At 33.6% G+C, this 23,138-nt stretch carries 22 protein-coding genes; 6 read left to right on the top strand and 16 right to left on the bottom strand.

The window, feature by feature from the left end; genetic code table 11:
• Positions 1–32 precede the first annotated feature (32 nt).
• Positions 33–3,386, top strand: coding sequence for a preprotein translocase subunit SecA (gene secA, locus VOI54_RS09865; protein WP_326282624.1), 3,354 nt, complete (start codon positions 33–35; stop codon positions 3,384–3,386).
• Between the two features lie 490 nt (positions 3,387–3,876).
• Positions 3,877–4,314, top strand: a complete 438-nt coding sequence (locus VOI54_RS09860; protein WP_326282623.1) for a hypothetical protein — start codon at positions 3,877–3,879, stop codon at positions 4,312–4,314.
• Between the two features lie 31 nt (positions 4,315–4,345).
• Here the strand turns inward: VOI54_RS09860 and VOI54_RS09855 are convergent, their stop codons facing one another.
• Entirely contained in the window at positions 4,346–5,038 is a 693-nt protein-coding gene (locus tag VOI54_RS09855; RefSeq protein WP_326282622.1) for a peptidoglycan DD-metalloendopeptidase family protein, read from the bottom strand.
• A gap of 191 nt (positions 5,039–5,229) precedes the next feature.
• On the opposite strand from VOI54_RS09855, the gene VOI54_RS09850 reads away from it, so the two are divergent.
• The gene (locus VOI54_RS09850; protein WP_326282621.1) at positions 5,230–6,753 is read left to right on the top strand and encodes an arylsulfatase; all 1,524 of its coding nucleotides are present in this window, start codon (positions 5,230–5,232) and stop codon (positions 6,751–6,753) included.
• Between the two features lie 121 nt (positions 6,754–6,874).
• Here the strand turns inward: VOI54_RS09850 and rimO are convergent, their stop codons facing one another.
• Positions 6,875–8,182 carry a 30S ribosomal protein S12 methylthiotransferase RimO gene (rimO, locus tag VOI54_RS09845; RefSeq protein WP_326282620.1) on the bottom strand — a complete coding sequence of 436 codons (1,308 nt, stop codon included), beginning with the start codon at positions 8,180–8,182 and terminating at the stop codon, positions 6,875–6,877.
• Positions 8,183–8,293: 111 nt separating this feature from the next.
• Here rimO and VOI54_RS09840 point away from each other — a divergent pair, with 111 nt between their 5' ends.
• The gene (locus tag VOI54_RS09840) at positions 8,294–9,361 is read left to right on the top strand and encodes a serine hydrolase domain-containing protein (protein WP_326282619.1); all 1,068 of its coding nucleotides are present in this window, start codon (positions 8,294–8,296) and stop codon (positions 9,359–9,361) included.
• On the opposite strand, the gene VOI54_RS09835 is transcribed toward VOI54_RS09840, so the two are convergent.
• The 13 genes from VOI54_RS09835 to recR form a co-directional block, all read right to left on the bottom strand.
• Positions 9,358–9,786 (bottom strand): SRPBCC family protein, encoded by a 429-nt coding sequence (locus VOI54_RS09835; protein ID WP_326282618.1) that lies wholly within the window; start codon positions 9,784–9,786, stop codon positions 9,358–9,360. The two genes, VOI54_RS09840 and VOI54_RS09835, sit on opposite strands and share 4 nt — an antisense overlap.
• A 47-nt stretch (positions 9,787–9,833) precedes the next feature.
• Positions 9,834–10,808, bottom strand: coding sequence for a signal recognition particle-docking protein FtsY (gene ftsY, locus VOI54_RS09830; RefSeq protein ID WP_326282617.1), 975 nt, complete (start codon positions 10,806–10,808; stop codon positions 9,834–9,836).
• Positions 10,809–11,048: 240 nt separating this feature from the next.
• Entirely contained in the window at positions 11,049–11,198 is a 150-nt protein-coding gene (locus VOI54_RS09825) for a DUF4295 domain-containing protein (protein WP_326282616.1), read from the bottom strand.
• A 20-nt stretch (positions 11,199–11,218) separates the two neighbouring features.
• Complete coding sequence (rpmG, locus tag VOI54_RS09820) at positions 11,219–11,401, bottom strand: 50S ribosomal protein L33 (RefSeq protein WP_008271040.1); 183 nt, start codon at positions 11,399–11,401, stop codon at positions 11,219–11,221.
• A 25-nt stretch (positions 11,402–11,426) separates the two neighbouring features.
• On the bottom strand, positions 11,427–11,663 hold the full coding sequence (gene rpmB / locus VOI54_RS09815) for a 50S ribosomal protein L28 (protein ID WP_072402996.1): 237 nt from the start codon (positions 11,661–11,663) through the stop codon (positions 11,427–11,429).
• A gap of 82 nt (positions 11,664–11,745) precedes the next feature.
• Positions 11,746–12,996: a competence/damage-inducible protein A gene (locus tag VOI54_RS09810; RefSeq protein WP_326282615.1), complete on the bottom strand. Its 1,251-nt coding sequence runs from the start codon at positions 12,994–12,996 to the stop codon at positions 11,746–11,748.
• Positions 12,996–13,337 (bottom strand): Hpt domain-containing protein, encoded by a 342-nt coding sequence (locus tag VOI54_RS09805; RefSeq protein WP_326282614.1) that lies wholly within the window; start codon positions 13,335–13,337, stop codon positions 12,996–12,998. The genes VOI54_RS09810 and VOI54_RS09805 overlap by 1 nt, the downstream gene beginning before the upstream one ends.
• 1 nt (position 13,338) lies before the next feature.
• On the bottom strand, positions 13,339–13,950 hold the full coding sequence (locus VOI54_RS09800) for a fumarylacetoacetate hydrolase family protein (protein WP_326282613.1): 612 nt from the start codon (positions 13,948–13,950) through the stop codon (positions 13,339–13,341).
• A 210-nt stretch (positions 13,951–14,160) separates the two neighbouring features.
• Entirely contained in the window at positions 14,161–14,937 is a 777-nt protein-coding gene (locus VOI54_RS09795; protein WP_326282612.1) for an exonuclease domain-containing protein, read from the bottom strand.
• Positions 14,938–15,044: 107 nt separating this feature from the next.
• Positions 15,045–16,379 (bottom strand): dihydrolipoamide acetyltransferase family protein, encoded by a 1,335-nt coding sequence (locus VOI54_RS09790; RefSeq protein WP_326282611.1) that lies wholly within the window; start codon positions 16,377–16,379, stop codon positions 15,045–15,047.
• A 130-nt stretch (positions 16,380–16,509) separates the two neighbouring features.
• On the bottom strand, positions 16,510–16,950 hold the full coding sequence (locus VOI54_RS09785; RefSeq protein WP_326282610.1) for an HAD family hydrolase: 441 nt from the start codon (positions 16,948–16,950) through the stop codon (positions 16,510–16,512).
• Between the two features lie 160 nt (positions 16,951–17,110).
• Positions 17,111–17,683: a hypothetical protein gene (locus tag VOI54_RS09780; RefSeq protein WP_326282609.1), complete on the bottom strand. Its 573-nt coding sequence runs from the start codon at positions 17,681–17,683 to the stop codon at positions 17,111–17,113.
• Complete coding sequence (gene recR, locus VOI54_RS09775; RefSeq protein WP_326282608.1) at positions 17,684–18,301, bottom strand: recombination mediator RecR; 618 nt, start codon at positions 18,299–18,301, stop codon at positions 17,684–17,686.
• Positions 18,302–18,425: 124 nt separating this feature from the next.
• Here recR and VOI54_RS09770 point away from each other — a divergent pair, with 124 nt between their 5' ends.
• Positions 18,426–19,874, top strand: a complete 1,449-nt coding sequence (locus tag VOI54_RS09770; protein ID WP_326282607.1) for a sodium:solute symporter — start codon at positions 18,426–18,428, stop codon at positions 19,872–19,874.
• On the opposite strand, the gene VOI54_RS09765 is transcribed toward VOI54_RS09770, so the two are convergent.
• Positions 19,845–20,207, bottom strand: a complete 363-nt coding sequence (locus VOI54_RS09765; RefSeq protein ID WP_326282606.1) for a CoA-binding protein — start codon at positions 20,205–20,207, stop codon at positions 19,845–19,847. The genes VOI54_RS09770 and VOI54_RS09765 overlap by 30 nt on opposite strands.
• Before the next feature lie 88 nt (positions 20,208–20,295).
• Here VOI54_RS09765 and VOI54_RS09760 point away from each other — a divergent pair, with 88 nt between their 5' ends.
• Positions 20,296–22,773: a TonB-dependent receptor gene (locus VOI54_RS09760; RefSeq protein WP_326282605.1), complete on the top strand. Its 2,478-nt coding sequence runs from the start codon at positions 20,296–20,298 to the stop codon at positions 22,771–22,773.
• Positions 22,774–23,138 lie beyond the last annotated feature (365 nt).

Here is a 23,138-nt window from a genome sequence, read left to right as displayed (position 1 = left end):
TAACCCTAGATAAAATATATAAAATTAGACCCATGAGTTTTTTAAATTCTGTATTAAAAGTATTTGTTGGAGATAAATCAAAACAAGATGTAAAAGCCATCACTCCCCTAGTTGATAAAATTAAAACCTTTGAATCTGCATTAGAAGCTTTATCTCATGATGAATTGAGAGCCAAAACGATAGAATTCAAAGCTAAAATTGCTGAAGCCAATGCTTCTGTTGATGAGCAAATAACCAACCTGTCACAAGAAGCTGAAAATACTGAAGATATTGATAGACGTGAAGACATTTACCAGGATATAGATAGACTTAAAGATGAAGCTTATAAAATTACCGAAGGTATTTTAAATGATATTTTACCAGAAGCCTTTGCTGTAGTAAAGGAAACAGCGAAACGTTTTGTCAATAACACTTCTATTACTGTTACGGCTAATGAGTTTGACAGAACACTATCAGGAGATAAGGATTATGTAACGCTTGATGGAGATCATGCCACTTGGGCAAATTCTTGGGATGCTGCGGGCAAACCTATTACCTGGGACATGATTCATTATGATGTTCAGCTTATAGGTGGTATAGCCATGCACCAAGGTAAAATTGCCGAAATGCAAACTGGTGAAGGTAAAACTTTGGTAGCTACCTTGCCTGTTTACTTAAATGCTTTATCTGGAAAAGGTGTACACCTGGTAACCGTAAATGATTATCTGGCAAAACGTGATAGTGCATGGATGGCCCCCATTTTTGAATTCCATGGATTGAGTGTAGATTGTATAGATTACCATCAACCAAATTCTGAGGCCCGAAGAAAAGCCTATAATGCAGACATCACCTACGGAACCAATAATGAATTTGGTTTTGATTATTTACGTGATAACATGTCTCATGCCCCAGAAGATTTAGTACAACGCCCACATCACTACGCCATTGTAGATGAGGTGGATTCTGTATTAGTTGATGATGCCCGTACACCATTGATTATTTCAGGGCCTATTCCAAAAGGAGATCATCATGAATTTAATGAGCTAAAACCTAAAGTTGATGATATAGTAGGCGTTCAACGTAAATATTTAACCGGTGTTTTAGCTGAAGCTAAAAAGTTAATAAAAGAAGGGGACACAAAAGAAGGTGGTTTTCAATTATTACGCGTATACCGTGGTATCCCTAAAAACAAAGCCCTTATTAAATTTTTATCAGAAGAAGGTGTTAAACAACTGCTTCAAAAAACTGAGAACTTCTACATGCAGGACAACAACCGCGAAATGCCAAAGGTTGATGCAGAGTTGTACTACGTCATTGAAGAAAAAAACAATCAGGTAGAGTTAACAGATAAAGGTGTAGACTATATTTCAGGAAAAGACAACCCGGACTTTTTTGTTTTACCAGAAATAGGTATAGAAGTAGCCAAAATTGAAGAGCAAGGTCTTTCTCCAGAAGAAGAAGCTACACTTAAAGAAGAATTATTTAAAGATTTTGGTGTAAAGTCTGAGCGTATTCACACTTTAAATCAATTGCTAAAAGCTTATGCTTTATTTGAAAAGGACACACAGTATGTGGTCATGGAAAATAAAGTTATGATTGTTGATGAGCAAACAGGTCGTATAATGGATGGACGTCGTTATTCTGACGGGTTACACCAAGCCATTGAAGCTAAAGAAAATGTAAAGATTGAAGACGCTACGCAAACCTTTGCTACAGTAACCCTTCAAAATTACTTTAGAATGTACCGTAAATTATCCGGTATGACGGGTACTGCAGTTACTGAAGCCGGTGAGTTCTGGGAAATCTATAAATTAGATGTAGTTGAAATACCAACTAACCGTCCTATAGCCCGTGATGACAGGGAAGATTTAGTCTATAAAACTAAGCGAGAAAAATATAATGCCGTTATTGATGAAGTTACAAAACTGTCTCAGGCTGGCCGTCCGGTTTTAATTGGTACAACATCGGTTGAAATTTCTGAGTTATTGGGAAAAATGCTAAGCATTAGAAAAATTTCTCATAACGTACTGAATGCCAAACAACATAAAAAAGAGGCCGAAATCGTTGATCAGGCTGGTAGAAGTGGCCAGGTTACCATTGCCACCAATATGGCCGGTCGTGGTACGGATATTAAATTAAGTGATGAGGTAAAAACTGCTGGAGGCTTAGCTATTGTTGGTACAGAGCGTCATGATTCACGCCGTGTAGACAGACAGTTACGAGGTCGTGCCGGTCGTCAGGGTGATGTTGGTAGTTCTCAGTTCTATGTGTCTTTAGAAGACAATTTAATGCGTTTATTTGGTAGTGAGCGTATTGCTAAAATGATGGATAGAATGGGATTAAAAGAAGGCGAAGTTATCCAACATTCCATGATTTCAAAATCTATAGAACGTGCCCAAAAGAAAGTTGAAGAAAATAACTTTGGTGTTAGAAAACGTTTATTAGAATATGATGATGTTATGAATGCTCAACGTGAGGTGGTTTATAAACGACGTCATCACGCATTACACGGTGAACGTCTTCGCGTAGATCTGGCCAACATGATTTTTGACACCTCTGAAGGTATTGCTCAAACTAATAAAGGCGCTAATGATTATAAGAACTTTGAGTTTGAATTGATTCGTTATTTCTCAATGAGTTCTCCGATAACTGAGGAAGAATTTGGAAAATTATCAGAGCAGGATATTACTTCAAAAATATATAAATCGGCTTTTGAACATTACAGAGATAAAATGGAGCGTAATGCAGATATTGCTTTTCCTGTAATTAAAAACGTATATGAAAACCAACGTGATAAGTTTAAACGTATTGTAGTACCGTTTACAGATGGTGTTAAGAGTTTAAATGTAGTAACTGATCTTGAAAAAGCTTATGAAACCAATGGTAAGCAGCTAATAACTGATTTTGAAAAGAATATTACGCTAGCTATTATTGATGATGCCTGGAAAACCCATTTACGTAAAATGGATGAGTTAAAACAATCGGTACAATTGGCAGTTCATGAGCAAAAAGACCCATTATTAATATATAAGTTTGAAGCTTTTGAACTCTTTAAAGCTATGATAGATCAGGTTAATAAAGATGTTATTTCATTCTTATTTAAAGGGGAATTGCCGCAGGAAACCCAAGATACCATTCAGGAAGCCAGAGCTCGTAAAAGAGAGAAGTTAAATATTCAAAAAGACGAAATCCCTAATTTAGATGAGCGTTCTGCGCAAAATAGAGCTGCCGGAAATACTCAGCGTCAACAGGAAATTGTTGAAACCATTGTTAGGGACAGACCAAAAATTGGACGTAATGACCGTGTGACTATTAAACATGTAATAAACGGTGAAAATAAAACCTTAAAATACAAACAAGCAGAACCATTAATTGCTAAAGGAGATTGGGTATTGATTGAAGATTAACTAAATACTCATTATATGAGGAGAGTTTACTACAAAGTATTCTTTGGAAACATCTCACAATATAAAACTTCTCTATACCTTGCAGCAGCATATAAAAGAATCCCGGTAGAAACTACCGGGATTTTCAATTAGATGAATACCGGACAGTGTTCACCCAAACAGCTTATAATAATCTAAGCACCATTAATAATATTTTGATGCTATTTCAATGAAACATAAACCGGTTACTCTTAACTTTGTCAACTATTAATATTTTCAAGTTTTTACAGAAAACCTTGTAAGCAAAGCTCAAAACCATGAAAAAGATTTTACCTGTCATTTTTACTTTGATTTTAATAAGCTGTAATTCTACATCAAAAAAAAAAAAATACCTAACGAAAAAGAAACCATCAAAGAAGGCATAAAATCTGAGACTACAAAAAAACCAACAGGTTATGTTTTTGACAATTTCCATATTTCAGAGAACCGTGTTGGAATTTTTTCAAAAGGAATGACCATATTGGATGTTTATAATATTATTCCAAAACATCAAATCAAGAAAAAGATTGGATATGGAGAATTTGCGGATGACACTTATGAGGATTATGAAATCTACGACTCTAATGGAAAAAAATTATTAGTATTAACACCTAAGGAGGCAGGAGATACAAATTCAAAAATTAACCGGATTTCAATTTTAGATAAACGGTTTAAAACAACCAAAAAAATTGGTTTAAATTCTACGTTTGGAGATTTATCAAAATATTATTCAACAGACAAGATTTCCCCAGATACGGAACACATTGTATTGGATATAAATCCTATTAACGCTTGGTTCAGTATAAATAAAACAGAGCTTCAAGAAGGTTGGTGGAATGAAAATGGAATTGATATATCCAAAATTCCTAGCAATGCAAAATTTGACGGAATAACAATTTGGTGGGATTAATTGCAACTAAAAATAAACGATCTTTTAATGATTAAAAGTATAGCTTTAGTAATAACCGGGGGTCAGGGCAGTTTTCCATATAAAATCTTAAATCCTTTTTAGAACAAACCCCGGGATAGTCATTTTCAAAACCTTTCAAATCCTTTATAATTTGAAAATGCAAATGGGGTGGGTAATCGCCATTCACTATAGCGTCTCCTAAAGCACCAATGCACTCACCTTTTGCAAAAAACTTACCCACTTCCAAACCTTGGATAGATTCTAAACTTAAATGCCCATAAAGCGTATAAAACTTTACGTCTCTAAGATCATGTTTTAAGATAATAGTTGGTCCATAATCTCCATAACCTATATTATTTTTAAAACCATATACCGTTCCATCTAAAGGTGTATAAATAGAAGATTTAGCATTATACCATAAATCAAGCCCTAAATGTATGTTACGTTCTTCTTTAGCCCGACCATTAAAATGACTGCTTCTTTTGTAAATATTTCTAGTTTCCAAATATCCTCCAAAAGCCACTAAAGCCTCATGGTTTTTGATATGGTTGTTCACAAATTCGCCCAACCTTAAAGATGACGATACATCTACCTTGTAAAGTTCTTCATTAGATTCAGATAAATCTATTGGGACATATTTTGATTTTGGGATAGCAGGATCCAGAACATAAAGGGGTTCAGCACTTATCGTTTTTAAAAAATCAGGAAAGTCTTTGAATTGCATCAGTTCAAAAATAAGAAACTTATACGATTATTATAAGGCTTTTTGACAATACCCAATATAGCATCCAGTAGACTATTAATTGCTAAAGGCGATTGAATTTTTGTTAAAGGTAAACATTTTTTTTTGACTAACTTTACTGCTTTTCTAACCATACCTTTATACTTGCTGATAATCCGACAAAACTTAAATTAATGAGAAAAATAACCATTACACTTTTATTAAGCTTTAGCCTCTTTACCTGCAATTCGAAAAAAAGTGAACAACAGCCTCCTAATATTATATTCTTTCTTGCTGATGATCTTGGCTATGGTGAAGTTGGATTATATGGACAACAAAAGATAAAAACACCTAATATAGATGCGCTGGGAAAAAATGGAATGAAATTTACACAGCATTATTCCGGAGCTCCCGTATGTGCTCCGGCACGATATGTTTTTTTAACCGGAAAGCATATGGGGCATGCTTATATTAGAGGAAATGACGAGTGGAGTGCTCGTGGGGATGTTTGGGATTACGAAAAAGCTTTTAAAGACATTAACCTTGAAGGTCAGCGACCTATGCCCAAAAATACGGTTACCATTGGGAAACTGCTTAAAGAATCAGGATATAAAACCGGGGTTTTTGGTAAATGGGGGCTTGGTGCTCCGGAAACGGAAGGTGTTCCAAATCTTCAGGGTTTTGATTATTTTTATGGATATAATTGCCAGCGTCAGGCTCATAACTTATATCCCGGTCACCTTTGGGAAAATACAGAAAAGATATTATTAAATAATGAGATCTTTTCTTTAAAAACAAAGTTGGATCCTCAATCCGACCCGTATGATGAGAAAAGCTATGCTAAATTTTCCCAAAATGATTATGCTCCCGAAAAAATACACGAAAAAGCACTCCATTTTATAGCTGATAATAAGGAAAATCCGTTTTTTATGTATTACGCTTCTCCTCTTCCCCATTTACCGCTACAAGCCCCAAAGGCCTATGTTGATGAATATAGGAAAGAATTTGGTGATGAAGAGCCTTATCTTGGAAACAATTCCTATTTTCCTAATCGATACCCCAGAGCAACTTATGCAGCCATGATAAGCTATTTAGATGCTCAACTTGGAGAATTAGTTGCTAAACTTAAAGCCGAAGGCATTTACAAGAACACAATCATTATTTTTTCCAGTGATAATGGTCCGACCTACCTGGGAGGTGTAGATTTTAATTATTTTGAAAGCTCTAAACCTTTATCAAACGGTTATGGCAGAACCAAGGGTTTTGTCCACGAAGGTGGAATTCGGGTGCCGCTAATTGCCAGTTGGCCTAATCATATAAAACCGGGTACAGTTACAAATCATATTTCTGCCTTTTATGATCTCATGCCTACCATATGTGAACTTGCAAATATAAACCCTCCGGAACATATAGATGGTCTTAGCTTTAAATCTACATTATTAGGACAACAACAAAAACAACACGATTTTTTATACTGGGAGTTTCCAAGTTACAAAGGACAGCAAGCTGTTAGAATGGGGAAATGGAAAGGCGTGAGAAAGAATATCTTCAAAGGCAATCTCAGTATAGAGTTGTATGACTTAGAAACCGATATTAAAGAACAAAACAATGTTTCAAACTTGTATCCAGACATCGTAAAAAAAATAGAACATATCATGGAACAAGAACATGAACCAGCGATAAATACCAAATTTAAGTTTAAAGAGCTGGGAGATTAATAAAAGTATTAGATTAGTCCTCTAGTTTTAATTGAGAAGAAAACTACAAATTTTATTGAAGCTAAATTAAGAGTAATCTAATAATATTAAACGAAACATTTAAATTAGCTATATACTCACACTATGGTACAATAACTTCTCCGTAAAGGTCAAAGTCTTCGGCCTCAATAATCTTTACTGTAATAAATTCGCCAGTCTTTAAATATGCCTTTGTAGCATCAATCAACACTTCATTATCCACATCCGGTGAGTCAAACTCAGTACGTCCAACAAAATAATTACCTTCCTTTCTATCAATAATCACGTTAAACTCTTGTCCTACCTTCTGTTGATTCAATTCCCAGGATATCTGTGATTGAACTTCCATAATTTGGTTTGCTCTATCTATTTTCACCTCCTCAGGAACATTATCCTCTAAATTATAAGCATGAGTGTTTTCTTCATGGCTATAGGTAAAACATCCCAAACGCTCAAAACGCATATCAGTAACCCATTGTTTTAGTTCCTGAAAGTTTTCTTCGGTTTCGCCCGGATACCCCACAATTAATGTCGTCCGGATTGCCATTTTAGGCACCTTTACTCTAAACTCCTGAATCAACTTTGTAGTTTTTGTTTTGGTTGTACCACGACGCATGCTTTTCAGAATGGTATCCGAAATATGCTGTAACGGAATATCTAAGTAGTTACAAATTTTAGGTTCTTTATTCATAACATCCAACACATCTAAAGGAAATCCTGTTGGAAATGCATAATGCAAACGAATCCATTCAACACCTTCTACTTTAACTAAAGCCTCTAACAATTCTGCTAAATTCCGTTTTTTGTATAAATCTAAACCGTAATACGTTAAATCCTGGGCAATAAGAACTAATTCTTTCACGCCATTTGCAGCCAGTTTTTCAGCTTCTATAACCAGCTCATCAATTGGTGTACTCTTATGTTTCCCACGCATAATAGGAATGGCACAAAACGAACAAGGTCTGTCACAGCCCTCTGCTATTTTTAAATATGCATAGTTTTTGGGTGTAGTTGTTAAACGTTCACCAATGAGTTCGTGTTTATAATCTGCCCCCAATGCTTTTAGCAACCCCGGTAGTTCAGTGGTGCCAAAATACCGATCTACATTAGGAATTTCTTTTTCCAGATCCGGCTTATAGCGCTCACTTAAGCATCCGGTAACAAAAACTTTATCTACTTCACCATCCTCCTTTTTTTGCATATACTCCAGGATAGTATTCACACTTTCCTCCTTGGCATTATTTATAAAACCACAAGTATTTATAACCACCACATTACCTTCTTCTTCATGTACAACATCTTTACCACTGGCCTTTAGTTGCCCCATAAGAACCTCACTATCATAAACATTTTTACTACAACCAAGAGTAACTACATTTATTTTGTTTTTTTTAAGTGACTTTGTACGCATAGTTTCTATAAATCAGGGCGCAAAGATACGGAATGATTTATGATATATTATAGCATATTCCTGAAGTTAAACCTTTAGTGCGTTTATCTGTCTTAAATTAAAACTACTGCTATGAAAAAAAACATCTTAGCCATTACTATTACCATTATTGGTTTTATGTGCATTAATTCACAAAACAATAATGAAAGCAATCTATATTTCCCACCCTCAACCTCAAATGATTGGGCCACTATTGGTTTAGAAGAAATGGGATGGAACAGCTCACAGCTACAACCTTTATTGGACTATATTGAAAGTAAAGGCACTAAAGCTTTTATAATATTGAAAAACGGAAAAATTGCCGTGGAGTGGTATGGTAATGGTGCTAATGCCACAACTGTTTTACCTTGGTACTCGGCCGCTAAAACTCTGGCTGCTTTTACAATTGGCATTGCACAGGATGAAGGCTTTTTACAAATCAATAACCCTTCCAGTGACTATCTGGGAACAGGTTGGTCCAGCTTAACAAGTCAAGAAGAAAATAACATTACCGTATGGCACCATTTAACCATGACTACAGGACTGGATTATACCATCTTTAACAAAAACTGTACAGCTCCTCGCTGTTTAAAGTATAAAAATACTCCTGGTAGTTTTTGGTATTACCACAATGCCGGATATACTAAATCACACGATATTATTTCCGGTGCGGTAAACAAAAGCTTTGAAAGCTATTTTTATGAAAAATTGCAAAACAAAATAGGTATGCGTGGTGAATGGAAGCGCATTGGATATGCCAAACCTTACTATAGTAATGCCAGGAGCATGGCCAGGTTTGGATTGCTAAACCTTAATAAAGGGATATGGCATAACACATCGGTTTTAGAAGACTCGACATATTTTGATAATATGATAAATTCATCTCAAAGCCTTAATAAAAGCTACGGATACTTATATTGGCTCAATGGTAAAGACAGTTTTAAATTGCCCGGATTAACCAAAACGTTTAAAGGCAAACTAATACCCAATGCTCCTAATGACCTTTTTGCCGGTTTAGGTAAAAATGACCAGAAACTGTATATCGTAGCCAGTAAAAACCTAGTAATTGTAAGAATGGGAAATAAAGCAAAAAAAAGCAGACTTGGCCCCAGTAGTTTTGATAACCAATTATGGAATAAAATAAATAACCTTATAAACTAGCTCCTATCTTCAAATGGAATAACTGTCCCTTTTTCAAGATAATCTTTTAAACCTTTTAAAAGTATGGCCCAACAAAACGATGAATGTTTAAATTCATGATTAGCTTCCCGCCAATTGATATGGCTAAATTTCACCAATGTGCTACCTGTCTCCTCTTCTAAATCAAAACCAAAGGTTGTAGGGTTCCAATCCTCATCAGATATGGTCATTTTTAAATGAAATGATTTATTTGGCGCTACTTTAGAAACCTTACAAAACCAATTATATTGATCGGTAAAATTTAAGTTGTATTCTGTTCCTTGTTCAGGTTTTCCTGATGATTTTAAGGTCCACCAATTATCAAGATGTTTTGGCTGTGAAACGGCATGGAATACGTCTTCAGGCGATGTATTTATAACTAGGTTATGAAATATGGAAAAACTCATAATCGTAAATTTATGAAAATCATGAAATTCCTATATTGGCAGGAATTCTATTTAAAAAACGAATCTACAAATTCATATTTATTAAATACTTGCAAATCTTCAATACCTTCGCCTACTCCAATATATTTAACAGGAATTTGAAACTGATCAGAAATACCAATAACCACACCTCCTTTTGCAGTCCCATCTAATTTAGTCACAGCTAAAGATGTCACTTCTGTTGCTGCTGTAAACTGTTTGGCCTGTTCAAAAGCATTTTGTCCTGTAGAACCATCCAAAACCAATAACACATCATGTGGTGCATCTCCAATCACTTTTTGCATGACGCGCTTTACTTTAGTCAACTCATTCATGAGGTTAACTTTGTTATGCAATCTACCTGCAGTATCAATAATAATAACATCTGCATCTTGATTGACTCCTGACTGCAAGGCATCGAATGCTACTGATGCAGGGTCACTTCCCATATCTTGACGTATCATGGGTACATCTACCCGGTCTGCCCAAACCTGAAGTTGATCTATTGCAGCAGCTCTAAAAGTATCGGCTGCTCCAAGAACAACTTTTAACCCTTGTTTTTTAAATTGATATGCCAGCTTACCAATAGTCGTTGTTTTTCCAACACCATTCACACCTACTACCATTAAAACATATGGGGTCTTAGTCCCGTTTTCTTGTTTTGGCAAATCTGGAATGGTATAATCTGTTTCTTCTCCAGAATTGGTTTCACTTAATAAGGCGGCTATTTCTTCTCGTAAAATTTGATTTAACTCGTCTGTTCCAAGGTATTTATCCTTTGAAACACGCTCTTCAATACGTTCTATAACTTTAAGTGTGGTATTTACACCTACATCACTGGTTACTAAAACTTCTTCAAGGTTATCTAATACCTCGTCATCAACTTTAGATTTCCCAGCAACTGCTTTACTTAATTTGCCAAAAAAACTAGTCTTTGATTTTTCTAATCCTTTATCTAGGGTTTCTTTTTTTTCTGAGGAAAATATTTTTTTAAAAAAACTCATATTAACTATTGGTTCGTTGTTTAGTTTAATATTTTATTCGTGCGTTTGACGTTACTGTCTTTCTACTCCATTGGGTAAACTTATAAACTCTACCCTTACTGTAACATCTAAATATTTTTAGTCAATTTTCTTACCACAATTAATATCCTGCTATTATGGCAGAAAACGCTCAAATATAAAAATAAAAAAGCTGCTTTCACTTAGAAAGCAGCTTTTAATAATATCTTGAAACGAAACCTTTTATTTCTTTAAAAAGTCGTTAACCTGATCTGGACTCATTATAGATTCAACAAACATGTAAGCACCCGTTTTAGGAGACTTTACCATTTTAATTGCTTTTGTTAATCTTTTAGATCCTGTTTGTAATGATGCTACTGATTTCTTTGCCATGATCTATATATTTTTATAAATTACTTAATTTCTTTGTGAACTGTCATACGCTTAAGGATAGGATTAAACTTTTTAATCTCCATTCTATCTGGCGTGTTCTTTTTATTTTTTGTAGTAATATATCTTGAAGTTCCAGGTTGCCCAGATGCTTTGTGCTCTGTACACTCTAAGATTACTTGTATTCTGTTTCCTTTCTTTGCCATGTTTTATTCTTTTTAAATACAGCTATTATTTTAAAAACCCTTTAGATTTTGCCTCCTTAATTGCTGCAGATATACCTATTTTATTAATAGTTTTTAAAGCAGATGTAGAAACCTTTAAAGTTACCCACTTATCTTCCTCTGGAATGTAAAAACGCTTCTTTACTAAGTTCGCATTAAACTTGCGCTTAGTTCTATTTAATGCATGAGACACGTTGTTTCCAACCATGGCCTTCTTTCCTGTAAGTTCACAAACTCTTGACATTCTATATAACTTTAAATTCTTTGTTGCTTAAAATCGAGGTGCAAATATACAAATTCTTTATATTATGACAACCTAATTTTTATCAATTTTTAAAAATTTCTTTCAGAAGCATTTCCAGAGCCTTATTTACAGCTTTATTTATAACTTTTATTCTTGAGTTTCCAAAGTTAAATTCCTGAGAATAAACACCTGTTTGCGTAGCAATAGCAATAAAAACAGTTCCAACTTCTGCATCTGATTCTCCTTTTGTTGGTCCTGCGTTTCCTGTTGTGGCAATGGCATAATCAGATTGAAACAACTGCTGTGCATTTTTAGCCATAGCCTCAGCAACCTGGGAGCTTACTACCGAATAAGTATCTATATCTGATTTTAAAACTTTTAGAATATTGATTTTAGATTGGGTGGAATATGTTACAACTCCTCCTTTAAAATAAGTTGATGCTCCTGAATTTGCCGTAAAACTTTCTGCTACGGTTCCTCCTGTACAACTTTCAGCAATAGCTAATGTCTTACCTAATTTAGTAAGTTCCTTGGCTATTAATATTTCCACAGAACCTTCTTCCCCTTCTAAACCAGCGTACTCGTTTTTTATTAACGGAATAACCTTGTCTATTTGGTCCTGAACCTCTTTTTTAAGTTGCTTTTCATCAAAACCTTTAGTAGATAAGCGCAAACGCATTTTACCCAAATTGGGTAAGTATGCTAATTTAATATGTTTGGGTAATGCTTCTTCCCATGTTTCTATTCTCGCTGCCAGTGCACTCTCTCCTAAACCATATACAATCATGGTTTTATGAATAATAAACGGACAGTTATATTTACCTTTTAGCTTTGGAATAACCTGATATTCCATTAAAGCTTTCATTTCATATGGCACACCTGGTAAAGAAATAAATACTTTTTCTGCTTTTTCTATCCACATTCCGGGAGCAGTTCCCAGCCTATTCATCAGGGGTTTAGATTTAGAAGGAATTAAAGCCTGATCTCTGTTAACCTGTAACATTGTGGTCCTTACATGCTGCCTCCAAATGGCTTCTATGTTTTGAAGGACAGATTCATTTTTAACAAGCGTGTCATTAAAATACTCGGCAATCGTTTTTTTGGTAATATCGTCTTTTGTAGGCCCAAGCCCCCCAGTTAAAATTATAATGTCCACACGCTTCTCCGCATCTGCTAAAGCTTGCAGTATATGTTCCTTATCATCTTGAATAGAAGTGATTTGGTATACTGAAACTCCAATTTTATTAAGTTGTTTTGAAATAAATGCAGAATTAGTATCTACAACTTGCCCAATAAGAAGCTCGTCACCTATAGTGATGATTTCGGCCTGCATTACAAATTAAAATCTGATTTTATCTCTTCAGTTGCTTTATCAACAGCAGAAATAACAATTTCCAATTGAGAAGAAACATCTACATCCTGCTTTTCAAACTTTCCCCAATCCTGAACTTCTATTAACGTATCCAGCACACCTAATTCAAATAAATCAACCGTAGGCTTCATTTTATGAGCAGCCTGATAAGCATTAAAATAATCTCCATCAGCCACTGCTTTTTTAAGACGTTCTGCATCAACAGGAACTTCTTCTAAAAAAGCCGCTGCCAAAGCTGCAATGAAATCTTCATCGTTATCTGCTAATTCTCTTACTCTAAATAGTTTGTAATGCTGCTCCATTTTATTTTACTGTTATTGAAAACATTTCTTTGTCTTCTAAAAATCCATTTAGTTTATCATTTGCAATTACTTTGCCAACACCTGCTGGTGTGCCTGTAAATATAATATCTCCTATCTTTAAAGTAAAATATTTTGACACATATTCTATTAATTCATCAATTTTCCAAAGCATATGGCTTGTATTTCCATTTTGTACAATATTATCATTCTTTTTTAATGAAAAATGAATATTATTTACATTGTCAACCTCATCTTTAGAAATCCATTTACCTATTACAGCAGCTCCGTCAAATGACTTGGCCTTTTCCCAGGGTAACCCTTTAGCTTTTAATTGACTCTGTAAATCACGCGCAGTGAAATCTATTCCCAAGCCAATTTCACTGTAGTATTTATGAGTAAATTTTCTATCAATATATTTACCTACCCTATTGATTTTCACCAGAACTTCCACTTCATAATGTACATCATTGGAAAAATCAGGAATAAAAAAGGGCTGTTTTTTTAACAGAATTGCAGTATCCGGTTTTAAAAACACAACGGGGTCTGTTGGTTTTTCATTTTGTAATTCTTCAATATGTTCGGTATAATTCCTTCCTATACATATAAGTTTCATCTGCTTATTTTTTATTGTTTTTAAGTGTTTAATGAAACATCTTTGATAATCATTTCTGCTATATGGTTACTTCTTTGATTAGTGAATGTTATACCTGAAATTTTAGTTTTAGCATACCTCATCGGAGTAATCTTGTTAATAATCTTTGGTTATCAATACAGTTATGCAGTATTCAGTTTTTTAAATTTTCAACCTTCTAAGCAGCCAGTTCTATCCTAACTTATTATTAAAACTCCTTAGTTTTATTGCTGTTAATACTTTCTTTGTATATAGAGGAAAATCAGCATTCAACAACCATCCAAAATAACCCGGCTCTGTGTCCAATATTTCAGTAACCAATTTACCTTTATGTTTCCCAAAAGAAAAACACTCCTCTCCTTTTTTATTAAACGCTATAAAGCCTGCAAAATCTGCAAACTTTTTTCTTGAGCTAAACTCTGCCAAAAACTTTGTATTATTTTCCAGCTCATCGTATTTATCTACCTGGGCTTTTAAGACTTCATAAGTCGCTTTAGTATCGGCCTCAGCACTATGGGCATCTTCTAAATTTTGGTTACAATAAAATTTATATGCGGCACTTAAGGTACGTTTCTCCATTTTATGAAATATGGTCTGTACATCCACAGCTAAACGATTTTTCATATCAAAATCAACTTCTGCCCTTAACATTTCTTCAGCTAATAATGGAATATCAAACCGGTTTGAATTAAACCCTCCCAAGTCAGAATCTTTGATCATATTATAAATATCTTTGGCAATGACTTTAAACGTTGGTTCATTGGCTACTTTTTCATCAGTAATACCATGAATTGCGATTACTTCTTTTGGTATAGGCATTTCAGGGTTTACCAACCAGGTTTTACTTTCCTCTGTACCATTGGGATATACTTTTAAAACAGAAATCTCAACTATGCGATCTGAAGTAATATTTATTCCCGTTGTTTCTAAATCGAAAAAACAGATAGGTTTTGTTAAGTTTAATTTCATTCGTTTAATGGTTAATTTGCTTTTTAATGCCCGATATAATTCTACAAAAATAAAAAAACCCAACTGTTTAAAGGTGTTGGGTTTAATCTTTGATTATAAAGTTTTTTCTAAACCTCTCTATTTACATCCCAGGCTTCCAGATAATCCTTAACCGCTTTTACAAACATCCCCCCCAAAGCTCCATTTACTACACGGTGGTCATAAGAATGTGATAAGAACATTTTATAGCGAATACCTATAAAATCACCTTCAGGAGTTTCAATAACCGCTGGTACTTTTCTAATAGCTCCAAGCGCTAAAATTCCCACCTGTGGTTGGTTAATAATAGGTGTTCCCATAATACTGCCAAAAGAACCAACGTTAGTAACCGTGTATGTTCCTCCCTGAATTTCATCTGGTTTTAGTTGATTTAATCGTGCTCTGTTAGCCAGATCATTGACCTGTTTAGTCATTCCAACCAAATTAAGCTGGTCTGCATTTTTAATTACCGGTACAATTAGGTTTCCGTCTGGTAAAGCCGCAGCCATACCCAAATTGATATTTTTCTTTTTTACTATGGAATCACCTTGTATAGAAATATTCATCATAGGATAATCGCGAAGCGCTTTAGCAATAACCTCCATAAAAATTGGTGTGAATGTTAAATTTTCCCCTTCGCGCTTCATAAACCCATCTTTAACTTTCTTTCTCCAATTCCAGATGTTAGTTACATCAGCTTCAATAAAGCTTTGAACGTGTGCTGAAGTTTGAACAGACTCAACCATATGATTTGCAATCAATTTGCCCATTCTGGTCATTTCTATTATTTCGTCTTCTCCACTTGAAATCACGGGAGTTGAAATCTGCTTAGTTATTTTAGCAGGTTTTGCTTGTTCAACAGATGCTTCAACTTTTGTTCCTACGCTTTGCTGCTGTTTAGTTCCTCTATTTTGAATATAACTAAGAATATCATTCTTAGTTACCCGACCTTCTTTACCTGTACCTTGTATTCCATCTAGTTCTTGCTGCGTAATACCTTCTGCTTTAGCAATATTCTTTACCAAAGGTGAATAAAATCGGTCTCCTCCAGAAACCAATGGAGCAACCGTTTCTTTTGCTATTTCAATAGTTTGTACTACTTTTTCTACTGCTTTTTCTTCTACACCCGGAATTTCTACTTTATCATCTTCCTGACCTAAGTCATCATTGATATCAATATGCCCTTCTATCTCAATAATCGCTAATACCTGACCAACCTGCACCACATCATCTACATTAAAAAAGCGTTCTACCAAAACTCCATCAACCTCACTTGGCACCTCACTATCTACCTTATCTGTTGCTATTTCTAAAACAGGCTCATCCATTTCAATAGTATCTCCAACATCCTTTAACCATGATGTTATTGTTGCTTCTGCAACACTTTCACCCATCTTTGGTAATTTAAGCTCAAATTTTGCCATATCAATAATCTAATGCTTGTTTTTTAATTTTATTTTGCAAAAATAACTAAAAATCGACTAATATTTTGAATTATCCGTATTAATTAACGCTTTTTATTATTGCATATATCCAAGTACAAAGTTAACCGCTTTAGTTCATTACTTCAAATGAAATTGAGTTTTGTTTTAATTGATTTATCAATACCTCACTTGGGCAAACTATCAAATTTTGCTTTGATATCTTCATAAGAGGCAAATCATCAATATGATCAGTTATAAAAGTATCTATTTGCTCTACATCAAAATCTCTTAAATATTTCAAAACATTGTCTCGCTTTACCGTTTTGACATTGTCAAAACGGTCATTAAAGTTAAATTCTGGGAAATCTGTACTTATACAAATATCAAATTTTTCTATATTTGCAATAATGTTTGCATAACATGAAGGTGCCCCTGTTGCTAATATTCTTATAAAAAACCTTTCTTCCTTAATTATTGAAATATCTCGCTTTTTATTAGCTATTGAGCTAACAAACGTCTTATAATCAATATATTCAAGATCTTTTATTAAATATAAAACACGGTGTTTCATTTTTGCATGTGAAACAAAAACTCTGGAACATATGGCTAGGCATAATTTAAATACTATAATTAGTTTGAATTTTCCGATACAGCTTAAAATAAGGAATTTGAGAAAATAATGAAACGTGTTAATACTATATAAAGTATCGTCCAGATCAACTACTAAAACTCTATTTTTCAAAATCCTTTCCTTTATAATCTTTAGACCAGGGAAACCTGACTAAGGTTTTTTTGTAAATAAAATAATCCGGGTTAATAATAGAGTCTTCTATAGTCCATGAAATTACAGCCGTTTTAATTTGAGCATTTGGGAACAAATTACTCAAACTATTTTTAACAACAAACATAGTTTTTCCGGAATCAATAGCGTCATCAACTATTAAAACTGTATTTATTTCCTCATATTTTGTGTAATCAAATTGAAAATCAACAACCTGATCTTTCAAAATTTCTTTATTAATATGATTTATCGATTCTTCAACCCTTCTGGATTCAATTACCCTTAATCTATTTAAAATTGAATACGGCAATTTCTTTAACAAAAACTTAATAAAAAATGTGTTTTTAAGCCAATTTTCTCTTTGAAACTTAACATATTCACTTTTTACATTATTAAATTCATCTACCACAAAGCCACCTCCATGAAGCACACCAACTGTTAAGTCTGGTAGAAAATCTAATTTAGATCTCAATTCTCCACACTTTTCCTGAAAACCTTTAACATTTAGTGTTATAACCTCCATCTAATTTTTGAGAGAAGATTCAAACGGGATTCTATTTATTATACTTCTACCTAATGTGATCTCATCTGCATATTCTAATTCATCACCTACCGAAACCCCTCTGGCAATAGTAGAAGTTAATATTTTAAAACCCTGAATCTTTTTATAAATATAAAAATTGGTAGTATCCCCCTCCATTGTAGAACTCAAAGCAAAAATAAGCTCTTTAACTTTGCCCTCCTTTACTTTACCTACTAAAGACTCTATATTTAAATCGTGTGGCCCAATTCCATCTATTGGAGAAATTTTTCCGCCTAAAACATGATACAATCCTTTAAAAGAGCTAGTATTCTCAATAGCCATAACATCCCTTATATCTTCTACCACACAAATAATGTCTTCATTTCGGTTTGGATTAGAACAAATTTCACAAAGTTCTACATCACTAATATTGTGACATGATTTACAGAACTTTACATCTTGTCGCATACTCTGTAAAGCTTCAACCAAAGCTACTGTCTGATCTTTAGGCTGTTTTAACATATGCAAGACCAAACGTAGAGCTGTACGTTTACCAATACCCGGTAATTGCGACATTTCGTACACAGCTCGTTCTAACAATTTTGAAGAAAACTCCATAACGGCGAAAATACTATTTAGACATGAATTTCACTAATAAAATTACCATATGTTAAAGACACCTTTATTCCATTTGGTTTTTGGGTTTTATTATTTGTATTTTAACCACACAAAACTTTCCCCTATGACTGCCACACAAATCATGTTATTAATTATAACCTATTTTGTTGTTTTAATTTTAATATCCTATTTCACAGGTAAAGAAGATACTAATGATGCTTTTTTTAAAGCTAATAAATCAGCTCCATGGTATTTAGTGGCTTTTGGGATGATAGGCGCCTCACTTTCCGGAGTGACTTTTATTTCTGTACCCGGTGCCGTAGAGACTAAACAATTTGGATACCTCCAAGTCGTTTTTGGGTACTTTTTTGGTTATCTAGTTATTGCATATGTACTTTTACCTATTTATTACAAGCTCAATTTAACTTCCATATATACTTATTTAAAAGACAGATTTGGTACGATTAGCTATAAAACCGGATCTGTTGCATTTTTAATATCACGAGTTATTGGAGCTTCTTTCAGGCTGTTTTTGGTGGCTAAAGTATTGCAATTATTAATCTTTGATCAATACCATATTCCGTTTACCATTACAGTTATAATCACCATAGCATTAATTTGGTTATATACCTTTAAGGGAGGTATAAAAACAATCATTTATACAGATACATTACAAACACTTTTTATGCTTATTTCTGTAATAGTTACTATTGCTTTTCTTGCTTCTGCTTTAGATTTAAACAGTATATCAGAGATTTATATTAACGTAAAAGAAAATGCTTTAAGTAAAGTGTTTTTTCTTGACGATGTTAATGATGCTCAATATTTTATAAAAAGCTTTCTTGCCGGTATGTTTATAACCATTACAATGACAGGATTGGACCAAGACATGATGCAAAAAAACTTAACTTGTAAAAATTTAAAGGAAGCACAAAAAAACATGATTTCGTTCAGCGTGGTCTTAATATTTGTGAATATTCTATTTTTGGTTTTAGGCTTGCTTTTAACTCAATACGCAAACCAACATGGCATTACAGCAAAGAAGGACGATTTATTTCCAACCATAGCCATGCTGCCTGAAATTGGTATCTTAACTTCTGCATTTTTCTTATTAGGACTAATTGCGGCTGCATATTCCAGTGCGGATTCTGCTTTAACATCATTGACCACCTCGTTTTGCATTGATATTATTGAATTGGATAAAAAACCAAAGAAGGATCAAAAACGAATTAGAAAGCAAACACATATTTTTATTAGCCTATTATTGGTAGTTGTCATTATACTTTTTGAAGCCATTTTTAAGGATGTTTCTGTTATATGGGAGCTATTTAAAGCTGCAGGTTACACCTATGGCCCCTTATTAGGTCTCTTCGCTTTTGGAATATTTACTAAAACACAGCTTAAGGACAAATGGGTATGGGTCATTGCGCTAGTAGCTCCAGTAGTATCCTATTTTATTAATGAATATTCAGCAGACCTATTAAATGGTTACCAAATTGGTTTTGAAATATTAATTATAAATGGAATCTTAACCTTTTTAGGGCTAATACTGATTCGTAGAAAGCAAAACTAAAGTGCAGGCTTCTTCAAAAGAGATACTATACGTTTTTAAAATTTTATAAAGTTCTGAATTTTCAGTCCCCGGGTTAAAAATAACCCGTTCTGGTTTCAGTGAAATTATATAATTATAGTATTCTCGCTGCTTTTTGGGGCTTAGGTACAGTGTTATGGTTTCTATATCCTTATAAGGTAATAATTCGGTATCAATATCTATTCCCTCAACAATTCCTTTTTTTAAACCAAATGCTACAACCTCAATATCATTAGCAACCAATCGTTGAATTGCATAATTAGAATATCGGTTAGGCTTCAAAGACGCTCCAAGTACCAGTGTTTTTTTTCTCATATGTTAAAAAGGTGTTAACAGCTATCCAATATTGTAACAGAAACTCAAATATAACGTCTACAAATAAACATCAATCAAACTCAATTTAATGAAAAGAATACTCTTTTTGTGTCTTGTTTTATTTTCTATTTCAGGTACGCAAGCAAAAAACCCAGAACCAAAAGCTGACAAAACCGGTACTATATCAGGAAAAGTTTTAGACGCAAATTTAAGAGAACCCATACCTTACGTCAATGTAATAATAAAAAACGCTTCTGGCAAAACTTTAACGGGTGGTATCACTTTAGAGGATGGCACTTTTAGCATTGAGAAAGTTGAAGAAGGCAATGTTACAGTAAGTGTGCAATATATTGGTTACAAAACATTTAACAGGGACCTTAAAATAGGCAAAGGTAACTACAAAGTAAATTTGGGTAATATCTTCCTGGAAGAAGAAGCTGAGGGCTTAGACGAAGTTACTGTAGTTGCTGAAGTATCTACAATTCAACAAAAAGTAGACCGAAAAGTAATAACGGTTGGTAAAGACCTGACTACCGCCGGTGCTACTGCCAGTGATATTATGAATAACATTCCTTCTATTAATGTAGATCAACAAACAGGAAATATAAGTCTTCGTGGCAATGAAAATGTTAGAGTAATGGTTGATGGCAAGTTTACCAATGTACCCATTGCCCAATTGCTAAGACAAATCCCATCAACATCAATTAAACAAATTGAACTAATTACAAATCCTTCTGCCAAATACAATCCAGAAGGCATGAGCGGGATTATTAATATTAAGCTTCATAAAAATACACAAATTGGATTTAATGGGAATCTTAATCTTGGATTAACTAAAGAAGTATTTGCAAAATTCAATAGTTCTATTGATATGAATTACCGTAATGGAAAATTCAATTTTTATGGTAACTATGGCAACAATATTGGGAAGTACGATAACTTTGGTAACATTGTACGTCTTGACGATCAATCAAGACAGGATTTTAAATTTGGAAACAACAATAAATCTCATCTCTATAAAGTTGGTGTAGACTTTTATATGAATGATAAAAACACTATATCATTTTTCACCAATCAAAATATTTTTAACGGTAAAGGCTTTGGAAACACACTAATAAGCGACACAAACACTATAAATCAAGCTCAACTTTTTAATAATATTTCTGAGAATACCTCAAGTCAATATAATTTAGCATATAAGCATTATTTAAAAAAAGAAGATGAAACCTTAGATATTGAAATTGATCATAACGATTACAAGCAGGACGAAATTGCCAATTTTAACTTTGTTAATTTTTTATTCCCCCCTGATTATGTTGATAATGTTGATACAGAAAGAAGCAGAACCACTATTAATGTTGACTACGTTAACCCGTTAAATGATAAAACTAAAATTGAAGTAGGTTTAGAAACCAGGTTATTTAAATCTGATATTGGATATACCTCATCTGGCTTTTCTTTTGACGGTGATAACAATATAATACCAACACCGAGCACAGATTTTGAATATAAGAGAGATATTTATTCAGCATATTTCGCTTATCAAAAAACTCTAGATAAATGGAATTATCAAGTTGGTCTACGCGCTGAACAAGTGTTTGTAAATGCAGATGCCTTGAAAACTTTTGATGATAACAACACAGAGTTTTTACCTTTTGAAAATGAGTACTTTCAATTATACCCTTCTGCTTTTTTAACTTATAATCCTTCTGAAAAAAACACATATCAATTAAGTTTTAGCCGTCGTGTAGACCGCCCGGGAATAGGTCAAGTCAATCCTATTAGAGAGTGGAGTACTCCTAGAATCTCTTCTTTTGGAAACCCAAAATTAGTCCCTCAATTCACCAACTCTATAGAAACCAATTATACCAGACAACTAAAAAAAGGAAGCATTACAGCGGGCGTATTCTATAGAATTATTGAAGATAATATTAACCGGTATGTAAGAATAGACAGATCAGATATAAGCGCTGGAAATGCCATTCTATCATTTAATAATTTTGAAAACACAACTGCCTTCGGACTTGAATTATCATCAAATTATCGTCCAACAAAATGGTGGAGTTTAAATGGTAGCTTTGATTTGTATTCACAAACGCAAATAGGTATTACAGAAATTTTAAATACTACAGATTTAACAAATGCAACAGAAGCTAATATTGAAACTATAAGAACAGAAGTTGATAACGTTGTTTGGAATATTAGGTTGTTCAACAATTTTAAAGCCACAAAAAAGCTAAGCTTCTCACTGTTTGGAATGTACAGAGGAACAGAAAAAGGTATTCAGTTTACAAGAAAGCCTATGTATTTTGTCAATACAGGAATGCGTTACAGTTTCTTAGAAAACAACAGAGCTACTTTTAGTTTTAATTACAGTGATATTTTTAACACCATGCAATTTAAATTTGAAGCTGACACACCATACCCCGCTTTTGGTGATTTCAATTGGGAAAGCAACACCTGGAATATAGCCCTTTCTTACCGTTTTGGTGGTGGCAAGTATAGGTCTTTAAAAAGAAAAAGACGTGATAATAATGAAAAATCCGGAGGAGGAGGCTTCTTATAATAGAAGAATATATTTAGCAAAATTTGATAGCCTATTTATAATAATTGATGGTTAGTGTTATTTTAGGTTATTAAATAAGAACCCTCAAAGCAATATTGCTTTGAGGGTTCATTACTTAACAGTATTACTATTAATATGTTAAAGTTTTAAAGCTTCACAATATTTATGCTACTCTATCGTTTAACTAACTGTACTATCTAGCCAAAACGAATAAATAATTATTTTAGAGTTAGTCGTCTACACATATCAAAATTCGTAATCAAGATTAGTATACTTACAAAAACTCGAAATTAGTTTTCGAGTTTTTCCTTTATATGTTAAAAAAAGTTAAATTATTTACCTTAATGCAATAAATTTAAGAATGT

It is taken from the genome of Alterotamlana spongicola (genome assembly GCF_035818475.1).
GTDB lineage: Bacteria > Bacteroidota > Bacteroidia > Flavobacteriales > Flavobacteriaceae > Cognatitamlana.
The sequence above is the reverse complement of the archived record's forward strand: the minus strand, read 5'-3'. Positions and strand labels throughout refer to the sequence as shown.

Coding starts and splice junctions, on each gene's coding strand:
- secA (WP_326282624.1), top strand. CDS start 33: ATGAGTTTTTTAAATTCTGTATTAAAAGTATTTGTTGGAGATAAATCA.
- VOI54_RS09860 (WP_326282623.1), top strand. CDS start 3,877: ATGACCATATTGGATGTTTATAATATTATTCCAAAACATCAAATCAAG.
- VOI54_RS09855 (WP_326282622.1), bottom strand. CDS start 5,038: ATGCAATTCAAAGACTTTCCTGATTTTTTAAAAACGATAAGTGCTGAA.
- VOI54_RS09850 (WP_326282621.1), top strand. CDS start 5,230: ATGAGAAAAATAACCATTACACTTTTATTAAGCTTTAGCCTCTTTACC.
- rimO (WP_326282620.1), bottom strand. CDS start 8,182: ATGCGTACAAAGTCACTTAAAAAAAACAAAATAAATGTAGTTACTCTT.
- VOI54_RS09840 (WP_326282619.1), top strand. CDS start 8,294: ATGAAAAAAAACATCTTAGCCATTACTATTACCATTATTGGTTTTATG.
- VOI54_RS09835 (WP_326282618.1), bottom strand. CDS start 9,786: ATGAGTTTTTCCATATTTCATAACCTAGTTATAAATACATCGCCTGAA.
- ftsY (WP_326282617.1), bottom strand. CDS start 10,808: ATGAGTTTTTTTAAAAAAATATTTTCCTCAGAAAAAAAAGAAACCCTA.
- VOI54_RS09825 (WP_326282616.1), bottom strand. CDS start 11,198: ATGGCAAAGAAATCAGTAGCATCATTACAAACAGGATCTAAAAGATTA.
- rpmG (WP_008271040.1), bottom strand. CDS start 11,401: ATGGCAAAGAAAGGAAACAGAATACAAGTAATCTTAGAGTGTACAGAG.
- rpmB (WP_072402996.1), bottom strand. CDS start 11,663: ATGTCAAGAGTTTGTGAACTTACAGGAAAGAAGGCCATGGTTGGAAAC.
- VOI54_RS09810 (WP_326282615.1), bottom strand. CDS start 12,996: ATGCAGGCCGAAATCATCACTATAGGTGACGAGCTTCTTATTGGGCAA.
- VOI54_RS09805 (WP_326282614.1), bottom strand. CDS start 13,337: ATGGAGCAGCATTACAAACTATTTAGAGTAAGAGAATTAGCAGATAAC.
- VOI54_RS09800 (WP_326282613.1), bottom strand. CDS start 13,950: ATGAAACTTATATGTATAGGAAGGAATTATACCGAACATATTGAAGAA.
- VOI54_RS09795 (WP_326282612.1), bottom strand. CDS start 14,937: ATGAAATTAAACTTAACAAAACCTATCTGTTTTTTCGATTTAGAAACA.
- VOI54_RS09790 (WP_326282611.1), bottom strand. CDS start 16,379: ATGGCAAAATTTGAGCTTAAATTACCAAAGATGGGTGAAAGTGTTGCA.
- VOI54_RS09785 (WP_326282610.1), bottom strand. CDS start 16,950: ATGAAACACCGTGTTTTATATTTAATAAAAGATCTTGAATATATTGAT.
- VOI54_RS09780 (WP_326282609.1), bottom strand. CDS start 17,683: ATGGAGGTTATAACACTAAATGTTAAAGGTTTTCAGGAAAAGTGTGGA.
- recR (WP_326282608.1), bottom strand. CDS start 18,301: ATGGAGTTTTCTTCAAAATTGTTAGAACGAGCTGTGTACGAAATGTCG.
- VOI54_RS09770 (WP_326282607.1), top strand. CDS start 18,426: ATGACTGCCACACAAATCATGTTATTAATTATAACCTATTTTGTTGTT.
- VOI54_RS09765 (WP_326282606.1), bottom strand. CDS start 20,207: ATGAGAAAAAAAACACTGGTACTTGGAGCGTCTTTGAAGCCTAACCGA.
- VOI54_RS09760 (WP_326282605.1), top strand. CDS start 20,296: ATGAAAAGAATACTCTTTTTGTGTCTTGTTTTATTTTCTATTTCAGGT.